The 20832-nt window shown below is 40.5% G+C and carries 17 protein-coding genes; 11 read left to right on the top strand and 6 right to left on the bottom strand.

The window, feature by feature from the left end:
- Nucleotides 1-303: 303 nt before the first annotated feature.
- Nucleotides 304-666 carry a dihydroneopterin aldolase gene (gene folB, locus IQ226_RS10880; RefSeq protein ID WP_193895275.1) on the bottom strand — a complete coding sequence of 121 codons (363 nt, stop codon included), beginning with the start codon at nt 664-666 and terminating at the stop codon, nt 304-306.
- A gap of 12 nt (nt 667-678) precedes the next feature.
- Here folB and menD point away from each other — a divergent pair, with 12 nt between their 5' ends.
- The 5 genes from menD to IQ226_RS10905 all read left to right on the top strand — a co-directional run bounded on the left by menD (nt 679) and on the right by IQ226_RS10905 (nt 9608).
- A complete protein-coding gene (gene menD, locus IQ226_RS10885; protein WP_193895277.1) occupies nt 679-2388 on the top strand; it encodes a 2-succinyl-5-enolpyruvyl-6-hydroxy-3-cyclohexene-1-carboxylic-acid synthase in 1710 nt (569 codons plus the stop codon).
- Between the two features lie 182 nt (nt 2389-2570).
- Nucleotides 2571-4151: a phosphoglycerate dehydrogenase gene (gene serA, locus IQ226_RS10890; protein ID WP_193895279.1), complete on the top strand. Its 1581-nt coding sequence runs from the start codon at nt 2571-2573 to the stop codon at nt 4149-4151.
- Between the two features lie 200 nt (nt 4152-4351).
- Entirely contained in the window at nt 4352-5272 is a 921-nt protein-coding gene (gene prmA, locus IQ226_RS10895; RefSeq protein ID WP_193895280.1) for a 50S ribosomal protein L11 methyltransferase, read from the top strand.
- A 301-nt stretch (nt 5273-5573) separates the two neighbouring features.
- The gene (locus tag IQ226_RS10900; RefSeq protein WP_193895282.1) at nt 5574-6611 is read left to right on the top strand and encodes an agmatinase family protein; all 1038 of its coding nucleotides are present in this window, start codon (nt 5574-5576) and stop codon (nt 6609-6611) included.
- Nucleotides 6612-7256: 645 nt separating this feature from the next.
- Nucleotides 7257-9608: a hypothetical protein gene (locus IQ226_RS10905; RefSeq protein ID WP_193895284.1), complete on the top strand. Its 2352-nt coding sequence runs from the start codon at nt 7257-7259 to the stop codon at nt 9606-9608.
- A gap of 17 nt (nt 9609-9625) precedes the next feature.
- Here IQ226_RS10905 and IQ226_RS10910 read toward each other — a convergent pair whose 3' ends face one another.
- Complete coding sequence (locus IQ226_RS10910; RefSeq protein ID WP_193895343.1) at nt 9626-9817, bottom strand: hypothetical protein; 192 nt, start codon at nt 9815-9817, stop codon at nt 9626-9628.
- A gap of 286 nt (nt 9818-10103) precedes the next feature.
- On the opposite strand from IQ226_RS10910, the gene thrC reads away from it, so the two are divergent.
- Complete coding sequence (thrC, locus tag IQ226_RS10915) at nt 10104-11198, top strand: threonine synthase (protein ID WP_193895286.1); 1095 nt, start codon at nt 10104-10106, stop codon at nt 11196-11198.
- A gap of 469 nt (nt 11199-11667) precedes the next feature.
- Here thrC and IQ226_RS10920 read toward each other — a convergent pair whose 3' ends face one another.
- The 4 genes from IQ226_RS10920 to IQ226_RS10935 form a co-directional block, all read right to left on the bottom strand.
- Nucleotides 11668-12981 carry a TldD/PmbA family protein gene (locus IQ226_RS10920; RefSeq protein ID WP_193895288.1) on the bottom strand — a complete coding sequence of 438 codons (1314 nt, stop codon included), beginning with the start codon at nt 12979-12981 and terminating at the stop codon, nt 11668-11670.
- Between the two features lie 148 nt (nt 12982-13129).
- Complete coding sequence (locus IQ226_RS10925) at nt 13130-13987, bottom strand: Tab2/Atab2 family RNA-binding protein (RefSeq protein ID WP_370567119.1); 858 nt, start codon at nt 13985-13987, stop codon at nt 13130-13132.
- A 186-nt stretch (nt 13988-14173) separates the two neighbouring features.
- Nucleotides 14174-14860, bottom strand: a complete 687-nt coding sequence (locus IQ226_RS10930) for a uracil-DNA glycosylase family protein (protein ID WP_193895292.1) — start codon at nt 14858-14860, stop codon at nt 14174-14176.
- Nucleotides 14861-15003: 143 nt separating this feature from the next.
- The gene (locus IQ226_RS10935; protein ID WP_027402472.1) at nt 15004-15210 is read right to left on the bottom strand and encodes a hypothetical protein; all 207 of its coding nucleotides are present in this window, start codon (nt 15208-15210) and stop codon (nt 15004-15006) included.
- A 151-nt stretch (nt 15211-15361) separates the two neighbouring features.
- Between IQ226_RS10935 and IQ226_RS10940 the strand changes: the two genes are divergently transcribed.
- The 5 genes from IQ226_RS10940 (at nt 15362) to IQ226_RS10960 (ending at nt 20672) form a co-directional block, all read left to right on the top strand.
- Nucleotides 15362-16612 (top strand): competence/damage-inducible protein A, encoded by a 1251-nt coding sequence (locus tag IQ226_RS10940; protein WP_193895294.1) that lies wholly within the window; start codon nt 15362-15364, stop codon nt 16610-16612.
- A gap of 581 nt (nt 16613-17193) precedes the next feature.
- Nucleotides 17194-18507 carry a glycosyltransferase family 4 protein gene (locus tag IQ226_RS10945; protein WP_193895296.1) on the top strand — a complete coding sequence of 438 codons (1314 nt, stop codon included), beginning with the start codon at nt 17194-17196 and terminating at the stop codon, nt 18505-18507.
- A gap of 190 nt (nt 18508-18697) precedes the next feature.
- Entirely contained in the window at nt 18698-19123 is a 426-nt protein-coding gene (locus tag IQ226_RS10950) for a hypothetical protein (protein WP_193895297.1), read from the top strand.
- 1 nt (nt 19124) lies between these two features.
- Nucleotides 19125-20081 (top strand): GDP-mannose 4,6-dehydratase, encoded by a 957-nt coding sequence (locus IQ226_RS10955; protein ID WP_193895299.1) that lies wholly within the window; start codon nt 19125-19127, stop codon nt 20079-20081.
- A 138-nt stretch (nt 20082-20219) separates the two neighbouring features.
- The gene (locus IQ226_RS10960; RefSeq protein ID WP_193895301.1) at nt 20220-20672 is read left to right on the top strand and encodes a DUF29 domain-containing protein; all 453 of its coding nucleotides are present in this window, start codon (nt 20220-20222) and stop codon (nt 20670-20672) included.
- Nucleotides 20673-20832: the final 160 nt, after the last annotated feature.

Consider the following 20832-nt stretch of genomic DNA (forward strand, 5'->3'; position numbering starts at 1 on the left):
CACCACATTTTTTATTAAAGCCGTGAATTATTTTTTCACTGTTTTTATTTTTTAGGTGTTGCTGACTAAAAGTATGATTTTATTTCACGCAGAGGCGCAGAGAGTAAGAGTGTGAGAGATGGAATTTTCGACTTTCATACCCCAATTCACCAACGCCATTTTTTATGGCTAAGTAAGATTCAGTTAAGCTACCTCAGAATGAATTCTGATAGCCTACGTGGCGAAGCCATGACTAATAGTAAAAGTTGCTCAAGGTATCATTTCCTTTACTATCACGTAAGCTGTACCAGCCATTTTCACATATTAGACTTTACTTCGAGTCAATTCAATACTAATTCTGCCGCTAAAATCAGGAATAGGTGCAGTGGGTTTACTGAGAATAACTTGTACTTGATTAATCCCCTCCTGATCCTCTAAAATACCATCAGCGATCGCTCCAGCTAGTCTTTCTACCAATGCAAACTTTGAGGTTTTTAGCAAATTTTGGACTAAGCTAATTATCTGCCGATAATCTATAGTATCTTCAATATTATCTGTTTTGGCGGGTTTAGAAAGATCCAACCATAATTTCACATCTACCTCAAACCATTGTCCTAGTGCTTGTTCTTCTGGTAAAAATCCGGTATAACCATAGCTACGAATTCCTGTTAAATGAATACAGTCCATAATCTCTAGTCAATGCAACTTACTTTTAATAATCTTAATCTTCTTTGGTCTTATGTATTAACAGAAACCCTCAAACGCTTGGGTTTAAATTGTGCTGTTATTTGTCCTGGTTCTCGTTCTACACCATTAACGGTGGCTTTTGTGCAACAAATACCGGATATTGAAGCTATTCCCATTTTAGATGAACGTTCAGCGGCTTTTTTTGCGTTGGGACAAGCCAAGGCAACGGGAAAACCTGTAGTATTAGTTTGTACTTCGGGAACTGCGGGGGCAAATTTTTATCCAGCGGTAATTGAAGCTAGGGAAAGTCGCGTCCCTTTGTTAATCTTAACCACTGATAGACCGGCGGAATTGCGAAATTGTCATTCTGGACAAACTATTGATCAGGTGAAATTATACGGTAATTATCCCAATTGGCAAGGGGAATTAACTACACCTTCTCTAGATGTGGGAATGTTAGATTATCTCCGACAAACGGTAATTCACGCTTGGGAACGTTGTCAATTTCCCAACTCTGGCGCAGTACATTTAAATATACCTTTTCGTGACCCTCTCGCGCCCATTCCTGATGGTACAGATTTCACCTTAGATGTGGAAGATTTCTTTGCGGGAATAGTTTCCACCCCATTACCAATTACCAATTATCAATTACCAATTACCAATTACCAAAAAGGGATGATTATCGCTGGTGTTGCCCAACCACAAACCCCAGAAGAGTATTGTAGAGCGATCGCTAACCTTTGTCAAACTCTCCAATGGCCTGTTTTAGCTGAAGGACTTTCCCCCGTCAGAAATTACGCAGACTTAAATCCATATTTAATTTCTACCTATGATATTATTCTCAGAAATCAAAACCTTGCTCAAGAATTAACACCAGAAATAGTTATTCAAATTGGCGAAATGCCCACAAGTAAAGAATTACGTAATTGGCTAATCAGGGCTAAACCGCGACGTTTTGTCATTGATAATTGTGATCAAAATTTAGATCCTTTACATGGAAAAACCACCCATTTAAGAATTGCAGTTACAGAAATTGGTAAGTTGAAAATTGCAAGTTTAGGAAAAAGTGAATATTTACAAAAATGGTGTACAGCAGAAAAGCAAGTCAGAAAAAATATTGATGATGATTTGAAAAATGTAGATGAATTAATCGAGAGTAAAGTCCCTTGGTTAATTTCCCAAATCCTCCCACCAGAAACACCCATATTCATTGCTAATAGTATGCCAGTGCGAGATGTGGAATTTTTCTGGAAACCCAATAATTTAAGAATTAAACCCTATTTTAACCGGGGCGCAAATGGCATTGATGGTACACTTTCCACTGCTTTAGGAATAGCACATCATCAGCAAAGTAGTGTAATGTTAACAGGAGATTTATCCTTATTGCATGACACCAACGGTTTTTTGATTAGCAATAAATTTATTGGACATTTAACAATTATCCTCATTAATAATAACGGGGGAGGAATCTTTGAGATGTTACCCATTGCTAAATTCAATCCACTTTTTGAAGAGTTTTTCGCCACACCCCAAAATATTGATTTTTCTCAATTATGCGCGACTTACAAAGTGCAACATGAATTGATTACTTCTTGGAAAGAATTAGCAAATAGATTCAAGTATTTACCAAAAACAGGAATTAGAGTTTTGGAAGTAAGAACAAACAGGAAAAGAGATGTGATGTGGAGAAAAGAAAATTTAGTAAAATTTGGTAATTGGTAATTGGTAATTGGTAATGGCTAAATAAGGAGAATATTTTTTCTTCTTTCTTCTTTCTTCTTTCTTCTCCTGACTCCTGACTCCTGACTTCTCAAAAAATAGATAATTTTTCCCCAAGTGCCACAGATAAAGATTAAACTAAAAAGTCTTGTACAGCAAAACCTGTCAACCAAAATCAAGTAATTATGTCCAAGGTTCTTGTTTCCGACCCCATTGATCAAGTTGGTATTGATATTCTTTCCCAAGTAGCTACAGTTGATGTCAAAACCAGCCTCAAACCAGATGAACTCAAAGCCATCATTGGCGAGTATGACGCGCTGATGATCCGGTCTGGAACTCGCGTTACTCAAGAAATTATAGAAGCCGGTACAAAATTAAAAATTATTGGCCGTGCTGGTGTAGGTGTGGATAACGTTGATGTCCCCGCAGCTACCCGTAAAGGGATTGTCGTCGTCAATTCGCCAGAAGGTAATACCATTGCCGCAGCCGAACACGCTTTAGCGATGATTTTGTCCTTATCTCGTCATATTCCTGATGCTAATGCTTCAGTAAAACGTGGTGAATGGGACAGGAAAAGTTATGTTGGTTCGGAAGTATACAAAAAAACCCTCGGCGTTGTCGGGTTAGGAAAAATTGGTTCTCATGTTGCCAGTGTCGCTAAGGCTATGGGGATGAAACTCCTCGCCTATGATCCATTTATCTCTACAGAACGAGCCGAACAACTGGGTTGTCAACTGGTAGACTTAAATTTGCTATTCCAGCAAGCCGACTATATCACCTTACACATTCCCAAAACCACAGAAACTGCCAACTTAATCAACGCGAAAACTTTGGCGTTAATGAAACCCACTACCCGGATTATTAACTGCGCTCGTGGTGGCATTATTGATGAAGCGGCTTTAGCAGTGGCAATCAGAGATGGTGTAATTGCTGGGGCTGCATTAGATGTGTTCGATTCCGAACCATTAGGTGCATCTGACTTACTAGGGTTGGGTAAAGAAGTTGTCCTTACTCCTCACCTCGGCGCTTCTACGGCTGAAGCCCAAGTTAATGTCGCCATAGATGTGGCCGAACAAATTCGGGATGTTTTATTAGGACTACCTGCCCGTTCTGCTGTGAATATTCCTGGACTTGGACCTGATGTTCTGGAAGAACTCAAGCCTTACATGGAATTAGCAGAAACCTTGGGGAACTTAGTTGGTCAACTCACCGGCGGCAGAGTTGAGACACTTAATGTTACACTACAAGGAGAACTGGCAACTAATAAAAGTCAACCTTTGGTAATAGCTGCCCTCAAAGGACTACTTTACCAAGCCCTGCGGGAACGGGTAAATTATGTCAACGCCACCATAGAAGCCAAAGAACGGGGGATTCGAGTCATTGAAACTAGGGACGCTTCGGCACGGGATTATGCCGGTTCGTTGCATCTCCAGGCCACAGGGACTTTAGGTACACATTCTGTTACGGGTGCTTTGTTGGGTGATAAGGAAATCCACTTAACGGATGTTGACGGTTTCCCCATTAACGTTCCTCCCAGTAAATATATGCTGTTTACCCGACACCGTGATATGCCCGGTATTATTGGTAAACTCGGTTCTTTACTGGGTAGCTTTAATGTCAATATTGCCAGTATGCAGGTAGGTCGGAAAATCGTGCGTGGTGATGCTGTTATGGCTCTCAGTATTGATGATCCTTTACCCGATGGCATTTTAGAGGAAATTAAAAAAGTGGAAGGTATTCGAGACGCTTATACAGTCACACTTTAATTCTGGACTAGGATTTTTGTAATTAATTTGTAATTAATTTGATGGGGATGATTCAATCATTGCATTGTCGTTGGTCATCATCAATAACAATGATAGTTTAATTTGATATTTATCCAAATCATCCCCATCATCAACATCTTCAAAATCATAGTTTATTTTTCCCCATTACCAATTACCCATTACCAATAATCTAAAATTCTATGGCAAATACCTGGTGGGAATTAAATATTTTATCTGAACCAGATTTAGAAGAAACTATATTTTGGCGGTTAGAAAACTTTGGCTGTCGTGGTACAGCAGTAGAAATTAAGGGCAATGTCTCCTTTGTTAAGGCTTATTTACCCACCTTTAAAGTACAACTCCTAGATTTGGCTGCTTTATCGCTCTGGCTGCGTCAAGATGCCCTGTGTGTAGGACTCACCGCACCCCTGTTGCATTGGGGCTTAATTGACGAAGAGGACTGGTCTAGTAGCTGGAAACAACACTGGCAACCGGAAGAAATAGGCGATCGCTTTCTCATTAACCCCGCTTGGCTACCTCTACCCGAATCCCTAGACAGATTGGTAATTCGTCTTGATCCAGGTGTAGCCTTTGGTACAGGGAATCACGCCACCACTCAACTTTGTTTAGAATCCCTAGAAATGCGCTTCGGTGAAATTCCCCAATCCTTCCTAGACACAGAAGCACCAAAAAAACCTTTAATCATTGCCGATATTGGTTGTGGTTCAGGTATTCTAGGGGTTGGGGCAATATTATTAGGCGCTGGTAAAGTCTATGCCGTTGATAACGATCCTTTAGCCGTAAAATCTACTTTTAGTAATCGCACTCTTAATGAAATCCGTCCAGATTCTTTAATCCCCCTTGAGGGTAGTGTAGACATAGTTCGGAAAGTAATTGATCAACCTGTAGATGGGATTGTTTGCAATATTTTAGCAGATGTAATTATCGAATTACTCCCAGAAATGACCGCCATTACCAAACCTAGCACTTGGGGTATATTCAGTGGTATTTTACTAGAACAATCCAAAGCCGTTGCTGATGCTTTAGAACAAAATGGTTGGATTGTAGCTACCCTCTGGAAAAGAAAAGAATGGTGTTGTTTAAATGTCCGTCGTTCTTAATTATAATTTATGGATTTTCTCCTATTGGATATCACCAAAAGTAATGGTAATTAAAATCAGCCGAGATTAACAAATATTGATAAAATCTAAGAGGGCGTTTGAAAAGTATTAGATGAAACCGATAATCTCCAAAAACCTAACCCCCCTTCCCTACCTTAGCGCAGCGTGCCGAAGGCTGGGAATGGGGGTTTCAAAGCCCCTCCCCGCATCGGGGAGAGGTTTGGATAGGGGTTTATTTATACATTAAAAACTTTTCAAACATCCTCTAAATATCAATCCGTAACCAGCACTAATTTTCAATATGAACGACTCCATTGAAAACTACAATCCCAACGGCGTGGCCGAAAAAAATGGCAATTTTATGGGATTACCATTTAATTACGATTCCGCAAATTTAATTATCTTCCCCATACCTTGGGAAGTCACGGTTTCCTATCGTGCTGGAACGGCGAACGGTCCACAGCGAATTTTAGATGCCTCATTGCAAATAGATTTATTCGATTTTGATCATCCTGATGGTTGGAAACAGGGAATATTTATGGTAGAAATTCCCCAAGAAATGATTGAAAAAAATAACTATTATCGTCAACAAGCAGCCATAATTATTGAACGTCAAGCCCAAGGTAAATCCCTAACAGACTCACCAGATTTAACTCCTGTTCTAGAAGCAATTAACCAAGCGGGGGAACAAGTAAATCATTGGTTATTTACCCAAGCACAAGCAGCAATCAATCAAGGTAAACGAGTTGCTGTCATTGGTGGTGATCACAGTTCACCATTAGGCTACTTTCAAGCCTTAGCTAATCAATATGATGACTGGGGAATTTTACATATTGATGCCCATGCAGACCTACGTAATGCCTATGAGGAATTTGAATTTTCCCATGCGTCTATTATGTTTAATGCTATAAAAATACCACAGATTTCTAAATTGGTGCAAGTAGGTGTACGAGATATTTGTCATGATGAAGTCCAAATAATTAATCAATCAAATAATCGCATTATTGGTTATTATGATTCAGCAATTAAACAACAACTATATGCTGGTAAAACTTGGTTGGATTTATGTCGAGAAATTATCAATCATTTACCAGAAAAAGTTTATATTAGCTTCGATATTGATGGTTTAGACCCTAAACTTTGCCCCAACACAGGTACTCCTGTCCCTGGAGGACTGGAATTAGAACAAGTTTATTGTCTATTCCGCGAACTGGTCAATAGTGGTAGAAAAATTATTGGTTTTGATGTTTGTGAAGTTGGTGATGCTGAATGGGATGGTAATGTCGGTGCGCGAACAGTTTATAAGTTAGCAAATTTATTAGATTTATCTCAGAAATAGGGAATAGGGAATAGGGAATAGGGAATAGGGAAGAGGGAATAGGTAATAGGTAATAGAAGTAATAATAAAATAACTTTCCTATTACCACTGACAACCGACAACCGACAACTGACAACTGACAACCGACAACTGACAACCGACAACTGACAACTGACCAATGATTTCCTATCAGGTTTTATGAAATTTGCATACATACTATAGGAAGATGCTGAAAATAGATCATATAGGTTAAATTAATTCGGGATGTTGTTATGCACTGGATTTAAGTCAAGGTTTGGTTGACAACCAAACCTTTTTTATTGCCCCTTTTCTCCCAGTTGATGATTTAATCAAAAATATACTTATTCAACAAACAAAACAAGATACCCGACTTCTTAGAGAGGTCGGGTATCTTAGTGATCTTGGTGAAGTTGTAAGTTTTACCCTAGTACACTGGCGGAATGTTACCAAGTTTGTCAGAATTTATCATGGATGATTTTCAGGACTTACACAACTGGCACATTGGTAGGGTGCATCAGACTGTATAAATACTGCGAATAAACAAATTGTTGATATCTGACGCACCCTACAACAGATTTTTAGTGTGACACTTGCGTAAGTCCTAATTTTGAACAACATCAAATTACCAGTGCTAGTAATCGTCAGATGATCAATAAACCCCGTAAACGTATACCAAAAGCTGCTGGGCTAAATCAGCCTCCTCCAGGTGTAACGAAGAAGAATGTTAAAAAATTACCCAAACGTTCCCAACGGCGTAGTTGGTTATGGTCTACGTTGGCGGTGAGTCTGTTGTTAAGCAGCGCTGGTGTAATTATTGGTGTTGGTTGGATGAGTGTGCTATTTATTTTAAATCCTACTCAGATTAGTTGGGTAAATGATTTTTTACCGAAATGGGCAAAAATATCTACAGGTAAACGAGAACTACCGCAAACATTTACAGCTATTGAACTCGGTTTAACTCAACAACAACGTCTATTTGGCGAAATCATGTCTTTAGATGGTAAGTCAGAGGAATCTTTTTTATTACCAATCTTCCAAAAACGCAAGAATTGTCAGTCCCATTGTCAAGAATTGGTAGAACTGAGAATTTATAAACTTTCCCAGGATTGGGAATATAAATTCCAGTCAGAAAAATACTACTATTTAATTACCAAATTACCTGTTATTGGCCTATCGAAAAGTTTGATAGAATCCTCTTCAGTTGCGGCTATTTCTGAATCAGACAATCAAGAAACAAAGATCCGTTTACCTTTAACGAAGATGAAAGCTTTTGCAGATTCTCACTTAGTTTCAGGATTTTGGTTTTATTTGCGGGGTGAACACAAAAATAACGATAATAATATTACCTATGGTCAAATTATCTACTACAATCCTACTCTGAAAAGCCTACAAAAAATGTTATCTTGGAAAACCCGCAATGGGCAGTTACCTAAATGGCAACAGATAACGGGTAATGATGCAAAAGAATTAATTATTGATCAAACGGTAAATGTAGAACCAAATTTGCAAGTTTATCAAGTTAAACCGAGTCAGTTAGTGGCTAATTCTATTTATTTGGAAGCAATTAATTTCCAAAAACCTGCCGTTAATGAATTTGCTTTTCAACAGTCTCTGTTCTTAGCCAGAAATGGACTTTGGACTCCTGCTTTTACATGGTTGAAATCTTTAGAAAAACAGCGTAAACAGCCTTTTTCAGCGGCAGCACGGGCGCAAATAGATGTGATCCGGTTACATTCGGAATTTACAAGAATGCAAGCTGAAAAGAGTTGGGCAAGTCCTCATCAACAAGTGACGGCAGATATTATTGATGGTCGTTGGGAAAAGGCTTTACAGGTATTGGAAAAATCACCTGATAATGGTCAAGAAATTACTAATTTATTACAAACTGATCAGGGGAGAATTTGGAATCGGGCTGCGGTAGCGTTGCGACTAAATCCTAATCGTCGGGCGGTTTTAGCTTGGGTAGCATTAATTTTTAAGGTACAACGGGGAGAGGAAAGAGCTAATGCTTGGTTGCAAGCACAACGGAATATTAATGGGGAAACACTTAACTATATTCAAGGTATTCTAACTCAACTTGATGATGATAAAATCAATGCCCATAAAAGTCGAATTATTGGCACTGTAAAACAAGTTAGTCGCATTAATGAGGAGGATTGGTTGCCAATATCTCTGCAAACTGATTTGAAAATCACTAATAATCAAGTTTGGTATCAGGTGGAAGTTAGTGCCTTTCATGATGGTACGAGTTGGTTAAGTGATCCGTTTGCTAATTTTGACCAACTGCAAAGTCAACCTCGAAAATTTTGGCGCAAACTTCTGGGGATTAGTTCTGACCCTAGTATGCAGGTTATTGTCTGGAAACCTAATGGAGAACAGGAGGTTACTAGAACTACTATTAAGGCTGTACAAGTCAGGGGACAGGGTTTACGGTTGTTAATGTTGGGTTCTGCATTGCCTGAAAGCAAGGTTAATTCTTTCCAGCCTCGACCTTTAGCTCTGACTATGGATGCGTTAACATGGGTAGAACCGTCTCCGGTAACTGTGAAGGATTTATATCAACAACAACCTCAGTTAGTGGAGTCCATGCTGCCAGTTCTATGGCGAAAATTACAACAGTCGGGTGATTTAACTGCTGGTGTGATTCCTGATGTTCAGGAAATGCGGGAAAAAATGGCTGATTGGCCTGTTCAATTGGCTGATTTGACGAATGATCAACAGCAGGAGATTGTCGTGACTATTTCTGATGCTGCTATAGCATCTTTAAATCAGTTCGATGGTAATACTTCCAAACCGGCAGATAGTCAAAAACGTCCCCGGACTCTCATCTTTTCAGCGGGTAGTAATATCATTTATAGTGATTTTGCCAGTGCAAACCAGCAAACGCTAATAGCGATCGCTCAACTTACCGATGATCAATCTCTAGCGTTACTGGTAGAAAATAGGCAGGGATATAGTTTGGAACGTTGGTCACAAACTAATCAGCGATTTGAATAGTTACCACAACAGGTAATTTATGCTTCGTCGCTAGGAGCTTCCACTCGTTCGCTTTTGAGATTTTGCAATTGCTCTAAAAGGGAATCTACCTCCGCTTGCAAGTTCATAAATTTGACTTGCTGATCGTCTCGATAGTACGCCTTCGTTAACTTCTTAACTAAGTTAGCGTGGGATTCACATTCGGAAACACTGGATGACATAGTAGACATAGTTGTTGGCATTAGAAATTTAACTCACACCATTTGTAGATAGTATAATATACTTATCCTAATCTTTGTTAAGACATTATATAGTTTTGATCATCAGGGTATCCGGTAAGTGGGAAACAAGCGTGGCTTTAACCCTGAGAGGGAAGCGATACGGGCGGTTAAAACCGCCTTGAATATTTTTTCATGATCACGGTGTTCCGCAACTAACATATAGACTTGAAAAGTGGGATACTTATCTACAAGCATTCCCAATCGTAAATCCTTAAATTAAGAAATTTTTAATCCTGTGACTTTGAGCCTGTCTGCTGCTAAATCTCATTGCCAACCGTGGCCAGGGCTGATAGAAGCCTATCGTCAATACTTGCCTGTCAGCGAAAAAACCCCCGTGGTGACTTTGCTGGAGGGTAACACACCTTTGATTCCCGTGCCAGCGATCGCCGAACGTATTGGCAGACAGGTCAAGGTGTATGTTAAATATGATGGACTTAACCCCACTGGTAGCTTCAAAGACCGGGGGATGACAATGGCAATTTCTAAAGCAGCAGAAGCAGGTGCTAAGGCTGTGATTTGTGCCAGCACTGGTAATACTTCTGCCGCTGCCGCTGCCTATGCTAGACGGGGAGGAATGAAACCCTTTGTACTGATTCCCGATGGCTATGTGGCTTTAGGTAAGTTGGCACAGGCGCTACTGTATGGCGCAGAGGTGTTAGCTATTAAGGGCAATTTTGACCGCGCTTTGGAAATTGTCCGGGAAGTGGCGGAAAGTTATCCCATTACTTTGGTAAATTCGGTCAACCCCTACCGCTTAGAAGGACAAAAAACCGGAGCTTTTGAGGTTGTTGATGCTTTGGGTGATGCCCCCGATTGGTTATGTATTCCGGTGGGGAATGCGGGTAATATCACAGCATATTGGATGGGTTTTTGTCAATATCATCAAGATGGTAAATGCGATCGCTTACCGAAAATGATGGGTTTTCAAGCCGCTGGGGCTGCACCTTTGGTGAATGGTCAACCGGTAGCACATCCTGAAACCATAGCCACAGCCATTAGAATTGGCAATCCCGCCAGTTGGGATAAGGCCATTGCAGCGCAAACAGCCAGTCAGGGAAGATTCCGGTCGGTGACGGATGGGGAAATTCTCGACGCTTACCGACTTTTAGCATCATCGGAAGGGATTTTCTGTGAACCGGCTAGTGCGGCTTCTGTGGCAGGATTGTTACAGGTAAAAGACGAAGTTCCCACGGGGGCAACGGTGGTTTGTATCTTAACTGGTAATGGGTTGAAAGATCCAGATACGGCTATTAAACACAGTCATGCTCAATTTAAACAGGGCATTGATGCTGATATTAAGGCTGTGGCGGCGGCCATGGGATTTGAGTAGGTAGAATAAACCTGGCCGGAACTTAAGTTCCGGTCTCACCTGAGTTCGGTGTTAGGAGTTTCTCCTTCGGAGACGCTACGCGAACAGAGTTATGATTTTTTCAACGAGATCATCAGGGTTTGAGACTCATATTTGGGGCAGTTTTCCAAAAATTATCTTATGTCGAACTCAGGTGGTCTCAAATTTAAAGTGCGTTTTAACGCACTCTAGTAGTCTGTCAAGAAGTACGGGTTGCTGAATAAGTTGCCTGTGAAGGCAGGGAACTACCCTGATATACTCAAAACGGCTAAAATCTAGACTTTTTTATGATATAAAAAACAAGTTCAAAGCCTCTCCTCGTTGCGGGGAGAGGTTTGGAGAGGGGTTCTATATTTGGTTAAACTATAAACCGGTTTCAGTATATTTGGGGCATATAAAAGATGACGTATAAAAGAGGATGAAAACCCAATGATAATATCTTGATATGACCTCACCTATTTTTCCCAGTAATGGATAGTCCTTCTACTATCAATGATGGAGTATAGCAAGAACCATTCCAATCCGCATCTCCACCTAGTTGTATCACTTGTTTTAGGGCTGTGTAGACGTTACCTGCTACCATCGTATCCTTGACTCTGCCAATTATTTGACCATTTTTGACCCGATAGCCCAAATCAACATTGATGGAAAAATCACCTGATAGTCCGCTACAACTACCTAACATTTGATCCACAATTAAGCCATCATCCATTTTACGAATCAAGTTGACTAGGGAAAGATCACCGGGTTGAATTAGGAAGTTAAATAGCCCTGGTGTGGGATAACTACCTAAGCCGGGACGAAAACCATTACCAGTGCTACCGCTGTTTAATTGTCGCCCGGTGGTGCGATCGCTATAAAAATTCCGTAAAATCCCATTTTCGATAAATATCAATGACTGAGTAGGTTGACCTTCATCATCAAAGGGACAACTATAGGGACCGGCTTTTGGGTTTTGGTAAAGGGTCAGGGTGGGGGCAATAACTGGTTTACCCAATCTATCTGCCCAAGGGGAAGCTTTTTCCAAGATGTGTTTACCATTCAAAGCTGATTGCACAGTTCCCCACAGCATATCTGCCGCTTTGGAAGTGAACAATACAGGACAACGACCACTGGGACTAGGAATGTTTTCTTTAGCCCAATTTAAGCGCTGTAAAATTTGGCTGGCTACTTTTTCTGGGTTGAGTTGATCGCGTTGAGTTTGACCATCAGCAACACTGAGAAAATCATCACCTCTCACCCATTCCGCTGACATATAGCAGCTAAGTGTGGTATCGGTGTAGTGAGAATCTAAACCTTTGCTGTTGATCAGTCTAGTGTTTTCTATATCGCATTCCCAGTCACTATGGCAAAGAATATCTGGATAGACATCACGAATTAAGGCGATCGCCTCCTTCCCCCATTGAATCAACACTTCGACGGATACAGATGAGCCAAAATCTGAGTAATAATGATCATCATAAGTCCCTAATTCTACTGTTTCCGGTGGATTTAATTGACTCAGTGCCAAAGATTTTTCCACCATAGCTTGGGGATCAACATCGCCATAAGCCACCGTCAAACCGGGACAACCATTCCGCCATAGCCGTAGGGCTGTACCCTCAGATTGACTAGTTTCTAGTTGTTTGAGACGGTTAGCCTCAAAAAAAACTGGTCGAGAAAGCGATCGTGACTGATACACCTCCGCAGCCTCAGCGCCAGATTTGAGGGCAAGTTCCAGCAGTTGTTGAGCCAGTGTATCTTGTAACAAATTTGCAGAACCCATGTCCCCTTATGAATTATGGATTTTGGATATAAATCGCTTAATCGTCGCAGTCTATTATCCCATTAGCGTGTCATCAACAGTTACAAAAAAGGGAACAGATAAGAAACACTCATTTGCACCAGTTTAGAGCTTATCCCTGCTTGTACCCTCATGGCAAATTGATTTCTTGTAACAGCCAAAAGCCCGCAAAATCTTGAGATTGAGGATCAGACTGGACACCAATAAAATGTACGCCATTGGCTTGTTCCTTAGCTACCGCAAAGCCCTGTGCTTCTGCTAAAAGTTCAGGCGTGCGGATATTAGCCACTACCCAACTTTCCGTAGCCCCCGTTTCTAAAATCAACCTGTTGCCTTGCTTGGTGTCAAAGTGCAAATAAGCCATTTCCAACCCAGACATCCAACCCGCTATGGGTAAAGCCCTGGGGGAGAAAATCAAAATCCCTGGAATGCGGGTTTCTGGGGACAATTGCGCCAACTCCAGGGGAAAAGCTTCACCAAAACCAATTTCCCAATCCGGCATTTCCGCCAAATCACTAGCCTCTAAAGTCACAAAAGCCCATTGTTTTCCTTCCAATGCATCTGGCAACCGTTGGGGCAAAGGTCTATCTAAACGCACCGAAGGATTAACTACCCCCTGATATCCTGGTTCTTGGGGATAGACTTCCTTTACGCGCTGCTGTATCCACTGATTGAGAACCAAAGTCCGCCGACTTGGGACAGCGGGTACTCCCACATCTTCACAGGATTTGGTGATCATGTTATTCATTTGGCGGCGGAAAAAGCGGATTTTGGTAGGTGCTGTACCCGCTTTCTCTATAGCTTCCTGGATTGCTATCCGTAGCCAACCCGAATTTACCTGGGTACTTGGGCAATATTTAGCATAGCGAAACAGAGACTCCGTTTGTGTACCAATATCTACAGGACTTTCGCACACCAACATTTCCCACACTTTTTTCTGATTTTCGTCCAAAATCGGACGGGAGTAAAAATCGAGTTCCCAGTACATTTTTCTCTGGCTGCCCATGTTTTAGCGGTAAAAATCTGATGACTTGATATTTTGTGATTTCCTAACTTTACCAAGTTACAGGAGCATTAGTAATTGGTCATTGGTCATTGGTCATTAGTCATTAGTCATTGGGAAAATTATTGCCTCTCCTCTATTCCCTATTCCCTATTCCCTGTTCCCTATTCCTTAGTTTTTATCCTGATTTTTTAATTCATCAAACTTAGCCCGAACCACCTGTATATCTTGCCACATGAGCCATTTCGGCTTTCCTTTTTCCCGTGAAGGATTACGCAACAAGTAAGAGGGATGAAAAATAGGCATACATAAGCGCCCTTCCCACTCCAACCATTGACCACGAATTTTAGTAATCGGACGGTTATCACCAATCACACCCTTCACAGAAGTTGCACCTGTTAATAAGATAATTTTTGGGTTAACCAGGCGAATCTGCTCAAATAAATATGGTTTACAAGCAGCAGCCTCTTCATTAGTCGGTACACGGTTTTCCGGTGGTCTACACTTACAAATATTGGCAATATATATATCTGTCTCCGTACTTAAATTTACCGAAGCTAAGATACTTTCTAGTAATTGCCCTGATCTACCCACAAATGGTAAACCTGTTTCATCTTCATTTTTCCCCGGTGCTTCCCCAATAATCATAATTTCCGCTTGGAGATTACCACGGCCGACCACAGCATGAGTCCGGTTTTCACTTAATGCACAACGCTGACAGCCATTGCAATGTTTTGTCAATTCCTCTACATTCTCATAAGTTCCCGGCGGAATGGGAATTTTATTACTTGTAGTAATTAGCTCTCTTTGGTTTAAGCTAGAGTTATCAAATAAACTAAGTTGAGTCTCATGCTGCATGGAAGTTAGAATGGTAACTGGAAACTCCAGAATATTAACGCAAAATATTACCACCTATCCTATCAATTAATAGACAGAATGAGATTGGGGCTTTGTCTAGCTCATCAACAGTATCGCCCTTTTTCTCATCCAGCACACTCTGATTAATCAAGTTTTAAAGCATTAACTGGCACATCATCCCAAGATTTAACTACCCTTAATTTTGCAATCCAGCCCTCTGCCTTTTGAGAGTTCGTGAGATTAGTCTGAAACGACTCATGACAATCCTTAGCCTGAGATTCATCACAAGAGGCAATACAGGCGTGAATCAGTCCAGAAGGATCAATTTGTTCATTTACCCAAATATTCATAGTTTATATTTTGAAAATATCGTGTTAAAACCGTCATCTTTAATTTTATAATACTTATTAAATTTATGTACAGAAATAAGCAAAATTCAAGCGAGTATTTAATATCACCAGTTGTTCCTAGATTCCTATTCCTAATTCCTTTTTAACCCCCATGAGTGCAGAAATTATTTGCGTTGGTACAGAAATGCTGCTAGGAGATATCCTCAACAGCAATGCCCAATATCTTGCTCAACAATTAGCACAGTTAGGCATTCCTCACTACTATCAAACCGTCGTCGGCGATAATCCAGACCGACTCAAAGAAGTTATAGAAATTGCTGCTTCCAGAGTACAAATTCTCATTTTCACAGGTGGTTTAGGACCCACACCCGATGATCTCACCTGCGAAACTATCGCTGATTTTTTTGGTGTTCCCTTAATAGAACGAGCCGATATTGTCCAAGATATAGCCGAAAAATTTGCCCAACGGGGACGAATAATGTCCGCTAATAATCGCAAACAAGCCTTAATTCCCCAAGGTGCAGAAATTTTACCCAACCCCACAGGAACAGCACCGGGTATTATTTGGCAACCCCGTCCAGGATTAACTATTTTTACTTTCCCTGGTGTTCCCAGCGAAATGTATCGAATGTGGACCGAAACCGCAGTACCTTTTCTGAAAAGTCAAGGTTGGGGAAAGGAAATTATTTATAGTCGCAGTTTAAGATTTTGGGGAATTGGAGAATCTGCTTTAGCCGAAAAAGTAGCCTCCTACTTTAATTTAACTAATCCCACAGTAGCCCCCTATGCAGGCAAGGGAGAGGTGAGACTACGAATCTCTGCTAAAGCCACAGACGCAACAACCGCAGAAGCTTTAATTGCACCCATTGAAAAACAACTCATAGAAATTGCTGGCTTAGATTATTATGGCATTGATAATGACACCCTTGCTGCTGTCGTTGGTAATTTGTTAAGGTCCGCGGGAGCAACCCTATCTGTAGCCGAATCTTGCACCGGTGGGGGACTGGGACAAATGTTAACGGAAATTTCTGGTAGTTCTGATTACTTTTGGGGTGGGGTAATTGCCTACGATAATTCTGTCAAAGTTGGACTATTAGGAGTCAACCCAGAGGATTTAGAGGAATTTGGGGCGGTAAGTGCGACAGTAGCTGAACAAATGGCTATTGGCGTTAAAAATCGGCTTTCAACCATTTGGGGATTAAGTATTACAGGCATTGCTGGACCAACCGGGGGAACCCAAACCAAACCAGTGGGTTTAGTCTATGTTGGTTTAGCTGGTCCTGGTAATGAAGTAATCAGTTTTGAACATCGCTTCGGAACAATTCGAGGACGGTCTTTAATTCGTTATGTGAGTGCAAATACAGCGTTAGATCATCTGCGGCGACATTTGCTTACAAGCTAGATAGGTCTTGCTGATAGCGTAGCGTGGCGTTAGCACCTGTCACCTCCCCTCACAGGCAACTTTTTGGTGCAAACCCTACTTATTCACTGAAACCCAGTATGAAGAATCTTGAATTAAAGGACTTGCAATATTAATATACCTGTAGAATACTTATTGATCTGATCGAAAAACCATTTGCCATGGTTGACAATAGGTTTTGAAGATGTTAGAAAACTGTTTAGGTTAACAGTGTACAGCAAATTGATTTCATTCTAAGAGGGTGTTTGAAAAGTCTAATTTATTACTTGCAAGGGCGACTAGTACCGCAAGGCGGAAGTCAAAAGTCAAAAATAATATGGCATCAGCTTTTTAGTGATTGAGAATGGTTGTTTTATTTACGCCCGGCTGTACTAGAAGTCGCGGAACCACACAGACGAAACCCACCTATTCCTTCGGTCTCGTAAGGGATACGAATGTTCAGCAACAGCAATCATTTGCACAAAATAATAACAATCAATGAAATGCAAAAAAGTCAAGTTTTTATCCTATTTATCCTTGAAATTAATATCAATAAAAATCAGTAATTAACAAAAATTAACATAATGTCAATATCCAATCGTAAGAGTTCTATAAAATCTCCTTTGCATTTCATAGAGGCTGTTCAGCCTTCTAAAATTGGTGATACTATATATCACAAACTAACTACGTTGTCTGTGATCACTGAGTTTTTTCCTCCAGACTATGCGGCAACAGGACAGTTAATTGAAGAACTAGTCAAACAGTTAGAGAAACAAGGAATTAGAATTAGAGTATTCACAGGACAACCAGGGTATGCTTTTACCACTGCTAAAGCCCCAGCCTTAGAGCAATTGGGCAATATTCGCGTTCAAAGATCCCGATCTACTCAGATATGGTCTAATAGGATTCGTGGGAAAGCTGTCAATGGTGTTTTATTCACATTGCGGGCTTTTTTGCATATTATCGCCAATGCTCGTAAAAATGACGTATTTTTATTAACTTCAGCACCTCCTTTTTTATCAATAGCCGGATATTTAAGTCATTTATTATTAAAATTCCCCTATGTATGTTTAATATATGATTTGTATCCAGATATTGCGATCGCTTTAGGAGTAGTTTCTCATAAGCACTGGTTAGCCAAGTTTTGGTGGGCAATCAATCGCCAGGTTTGGCAAAAATCGAAAGGAATTATTGTCCTGAGTCCGGCTATGAAGGAGAGAGTTGTCGCCATCTGTCCACAAGTAGCTGATAAGGTCTCTGTAATTCACAGTTGGGGCGACTCTGAGTTGATTTTACCCATTACCAAAGAAAAAAACTGGTTTGCCAAACAGCATAACTTGGACAGCATATTTACAGTTCTCTATTCTGGTAATATGGGTAGGTGTCATGATACAAACACCATTTTGGCAACTGCTCAACAATTACAAAATGAAGAGATTCGGTTCGTTTGTATTGGTGGTGGACCCAAACGGGAAAGTTTTATTCAAGATGTCAAGCGGTTAGGACTAAAAAACTTTCTCTTTCTCCCCTATCAAGACAAGAGTGTGTTACCCTATTCCCTGACAGCTTGTGATTTGTCATTAGTTAGTGTAGAAGCAGGTCTGGAAAGTTTAGTTGCACCTAGCAAACTCTATCCAGCCTTAGCTACGGGAAGACCCATAGCAGCTATTTGCCCAAAAGATTCCTACCTGCGACAACTCATAACAGATGGTCAGTTTGGTGTCAGCATTGACAATGGAGATAGTGATAGTTTATCTAAATTTATTCTCAACTTAAAGAGCGATCGCCAACTTGCAGAAAAAATGGGTAATGCCTCCCGCCAATATTTGCAATCAAACTTTACACCAGAAATCATCGCTAAACAATACATCAATGTGCTAGAAAAATCTACAATTTGAAATGTCACTCCAGGCTCATCAGCGTCAGTGTGTGAACAAATTCAGTAAATTTCAGACAACTAAGTTAACAAAATTTAATACCTTAGACAACGTTGAATCAGGAGTTGGGCGTCCATGGTCTTTTTGGTCTTAGTCCCTCCTATGCAACCTTCTCACTATCTATTCTTTAGTTCATGATCAGGAGGCCGAAGTGCAGAAAAGGTGCGAGCGCAATCGGAAGCGTTCCCAGCGGAGAGCTATTTATTGTCCCATACATGGTTGTTTCATAGATAGTGTTAGCCAAAAATATGGACTATTTACCGAAACAGCGGGACAACTACAAAAACGGGGTATTCCCAGACGAGAGGCGATGATTTTAGTCGCCAATAAAACTACAGTTTCTTTGCAGGGCGAGTGGTTAGAGGCTTTTTGGTGCGAAGAGTGCCAAGAAACAAAATGGTATCATGTACATAAGCATGGATCTAAATATGAGATATCTTTGGCCCCAGCCGAACTTTGGCAACAGGCAACAGGGGTCATTCATCCCCATCGCAATCCTTCCGTGGGAGAATTTACCTATAGGCAATCCCGAATGCTTGGGGGTAACAGTGTTAAAGACTTCTGGGTAATGAATTGACATGAAAAAAGCCCTTATTTGTGGAGTATCTGGACAAGACGGAGCTTATCTAGCAGAATTACTCCTTAATCAAGGTTACACAGTCTGTGGAACTTCCAGAGATGCCCAAATCTCACCTTTTCAGAATTTAGTCCACTTAGGTATTAAAGATCAAGTCAAGTTAGAGTCAATGACCTTAACTGACTTCCGTAGCGTCTTACAGGTACTGACAAAAATCCAACCAGATGAAGTCTATAATTTGGCAGGACAAACTTCCGTCGGCTTATCTTTTGGACAACCCGTAGAAACTTTAGAAAGCATAGCTACGGGCACACTAAATTTATTAGAAGCCATTCGGTTTTTAGGCGCGCCCATTAAGGTTTACAATGCAGGTTCGAGTGAATGCTTTGGTGATACTGGCAATGTAGCAGCCGCAGAAACAACTCCATTTCGCCCCAGAAGCCCTTATGCTGTAGCTAAAGCTGCCGCTTTTTGGGAAGTAGCTAACTACCGAGAAGCCTACGGTTTATTTGCCTGTTCAGGAATTTTATTTAATCATGAATCTCCCCTGCGTCCAGAAAGATTTGTCACTCAAAAAATTATTGCTACCGCCTGTCGAATTGCCCAAGGTAGTCATGAAAAATTATATTTAGGTAATATGTCAATTCAGCGGGACTGGGGTTGGGCGCGAGAATATGTGGAAGCCATGTACTTAATGTTGCAGCAAAATCAACCTGATGATTATGTGATTGCAACGGGGGAAAGCACTTCCTTGGAAGATTTTGTCACAGCAGCATTTACATCTGTAAACTTAGATTGGCATGATCATGTAGTGGTTGATAGTAGCCTATTCAGACCTACAGACTTGGCGGTCGGTAAAGGTAATCCCAGTAAAGCCAAAATCCAATTAGGATGGGAGGCTAGATATAAAATGCAGGATGTTGTGAAAATGATGGTAGATGCGAAATTAGAATCATGAGAAAAATCTGATCCAGTCGGGAACTTTTGTTAAAATGGTCAGAGGATGTTTTAAAAGTTTTGGGCGATTAGAAGTCGCTACTACACAAGCAAAGTCCACCTGCGTGGATTAACGGAAAACTGTAATTGAGTAAGTAAAATGCCACCTACACAAGCAAATTACGAGATTTATGAACAAGATTATCCTGAGTGGTTGGATATTACCCTTAGCCAACTGCAAAGTCGGGATTTAGAAAATATTGACTGGGAACATTTAATCGAGGAAATCACTGTATTGGGAAACGAACAAAGGCGAAAGGTAGAAAGTTATTTACTAAGAATTTTAATTCATCTTCTATTGTATAATTATTGGAAATCAGATAAAGATTGGTCAGGGAGGGGTTGGGAAAAAGAAATTGATAACTTTAGGCTGGAATTAGATTTATTATTAGAGTCTAAAGTTCTTTATAATCATTGTGAAAAAATCGTAGATAAGATTTATATCAAAGCTAGAAATAATGCCATTCGTAAATCTGAACTATCTCCAGAAATATTCCCTGAAACTTGTCCTTATTCTTTAACAGAAATTCTCAACCCTGAATGGTTGCCATAATCAAAATAAATCTAACTTTGTGATCAACAGAAACATCGACCAGATTGGTTTGGTGTATTAGGTATATCCCGTCTCTATGAAGAGAAAGAACTGCGGTTGAGTTACGTTTCTTGGCAGCAGGGAACTAATCCTTTTGTTATAGTAGAGTTGATATCACCAG

The organism is Dolichospermum sp. LEGE 00240 (assembly GCF_015207875.1).
GTDB lineage: Bacteria > Cyanobacteriota > Cyanobacteriia > Cyanobacteriales > Nostocaceae > Dolichospermum > Dolichospermum gracile.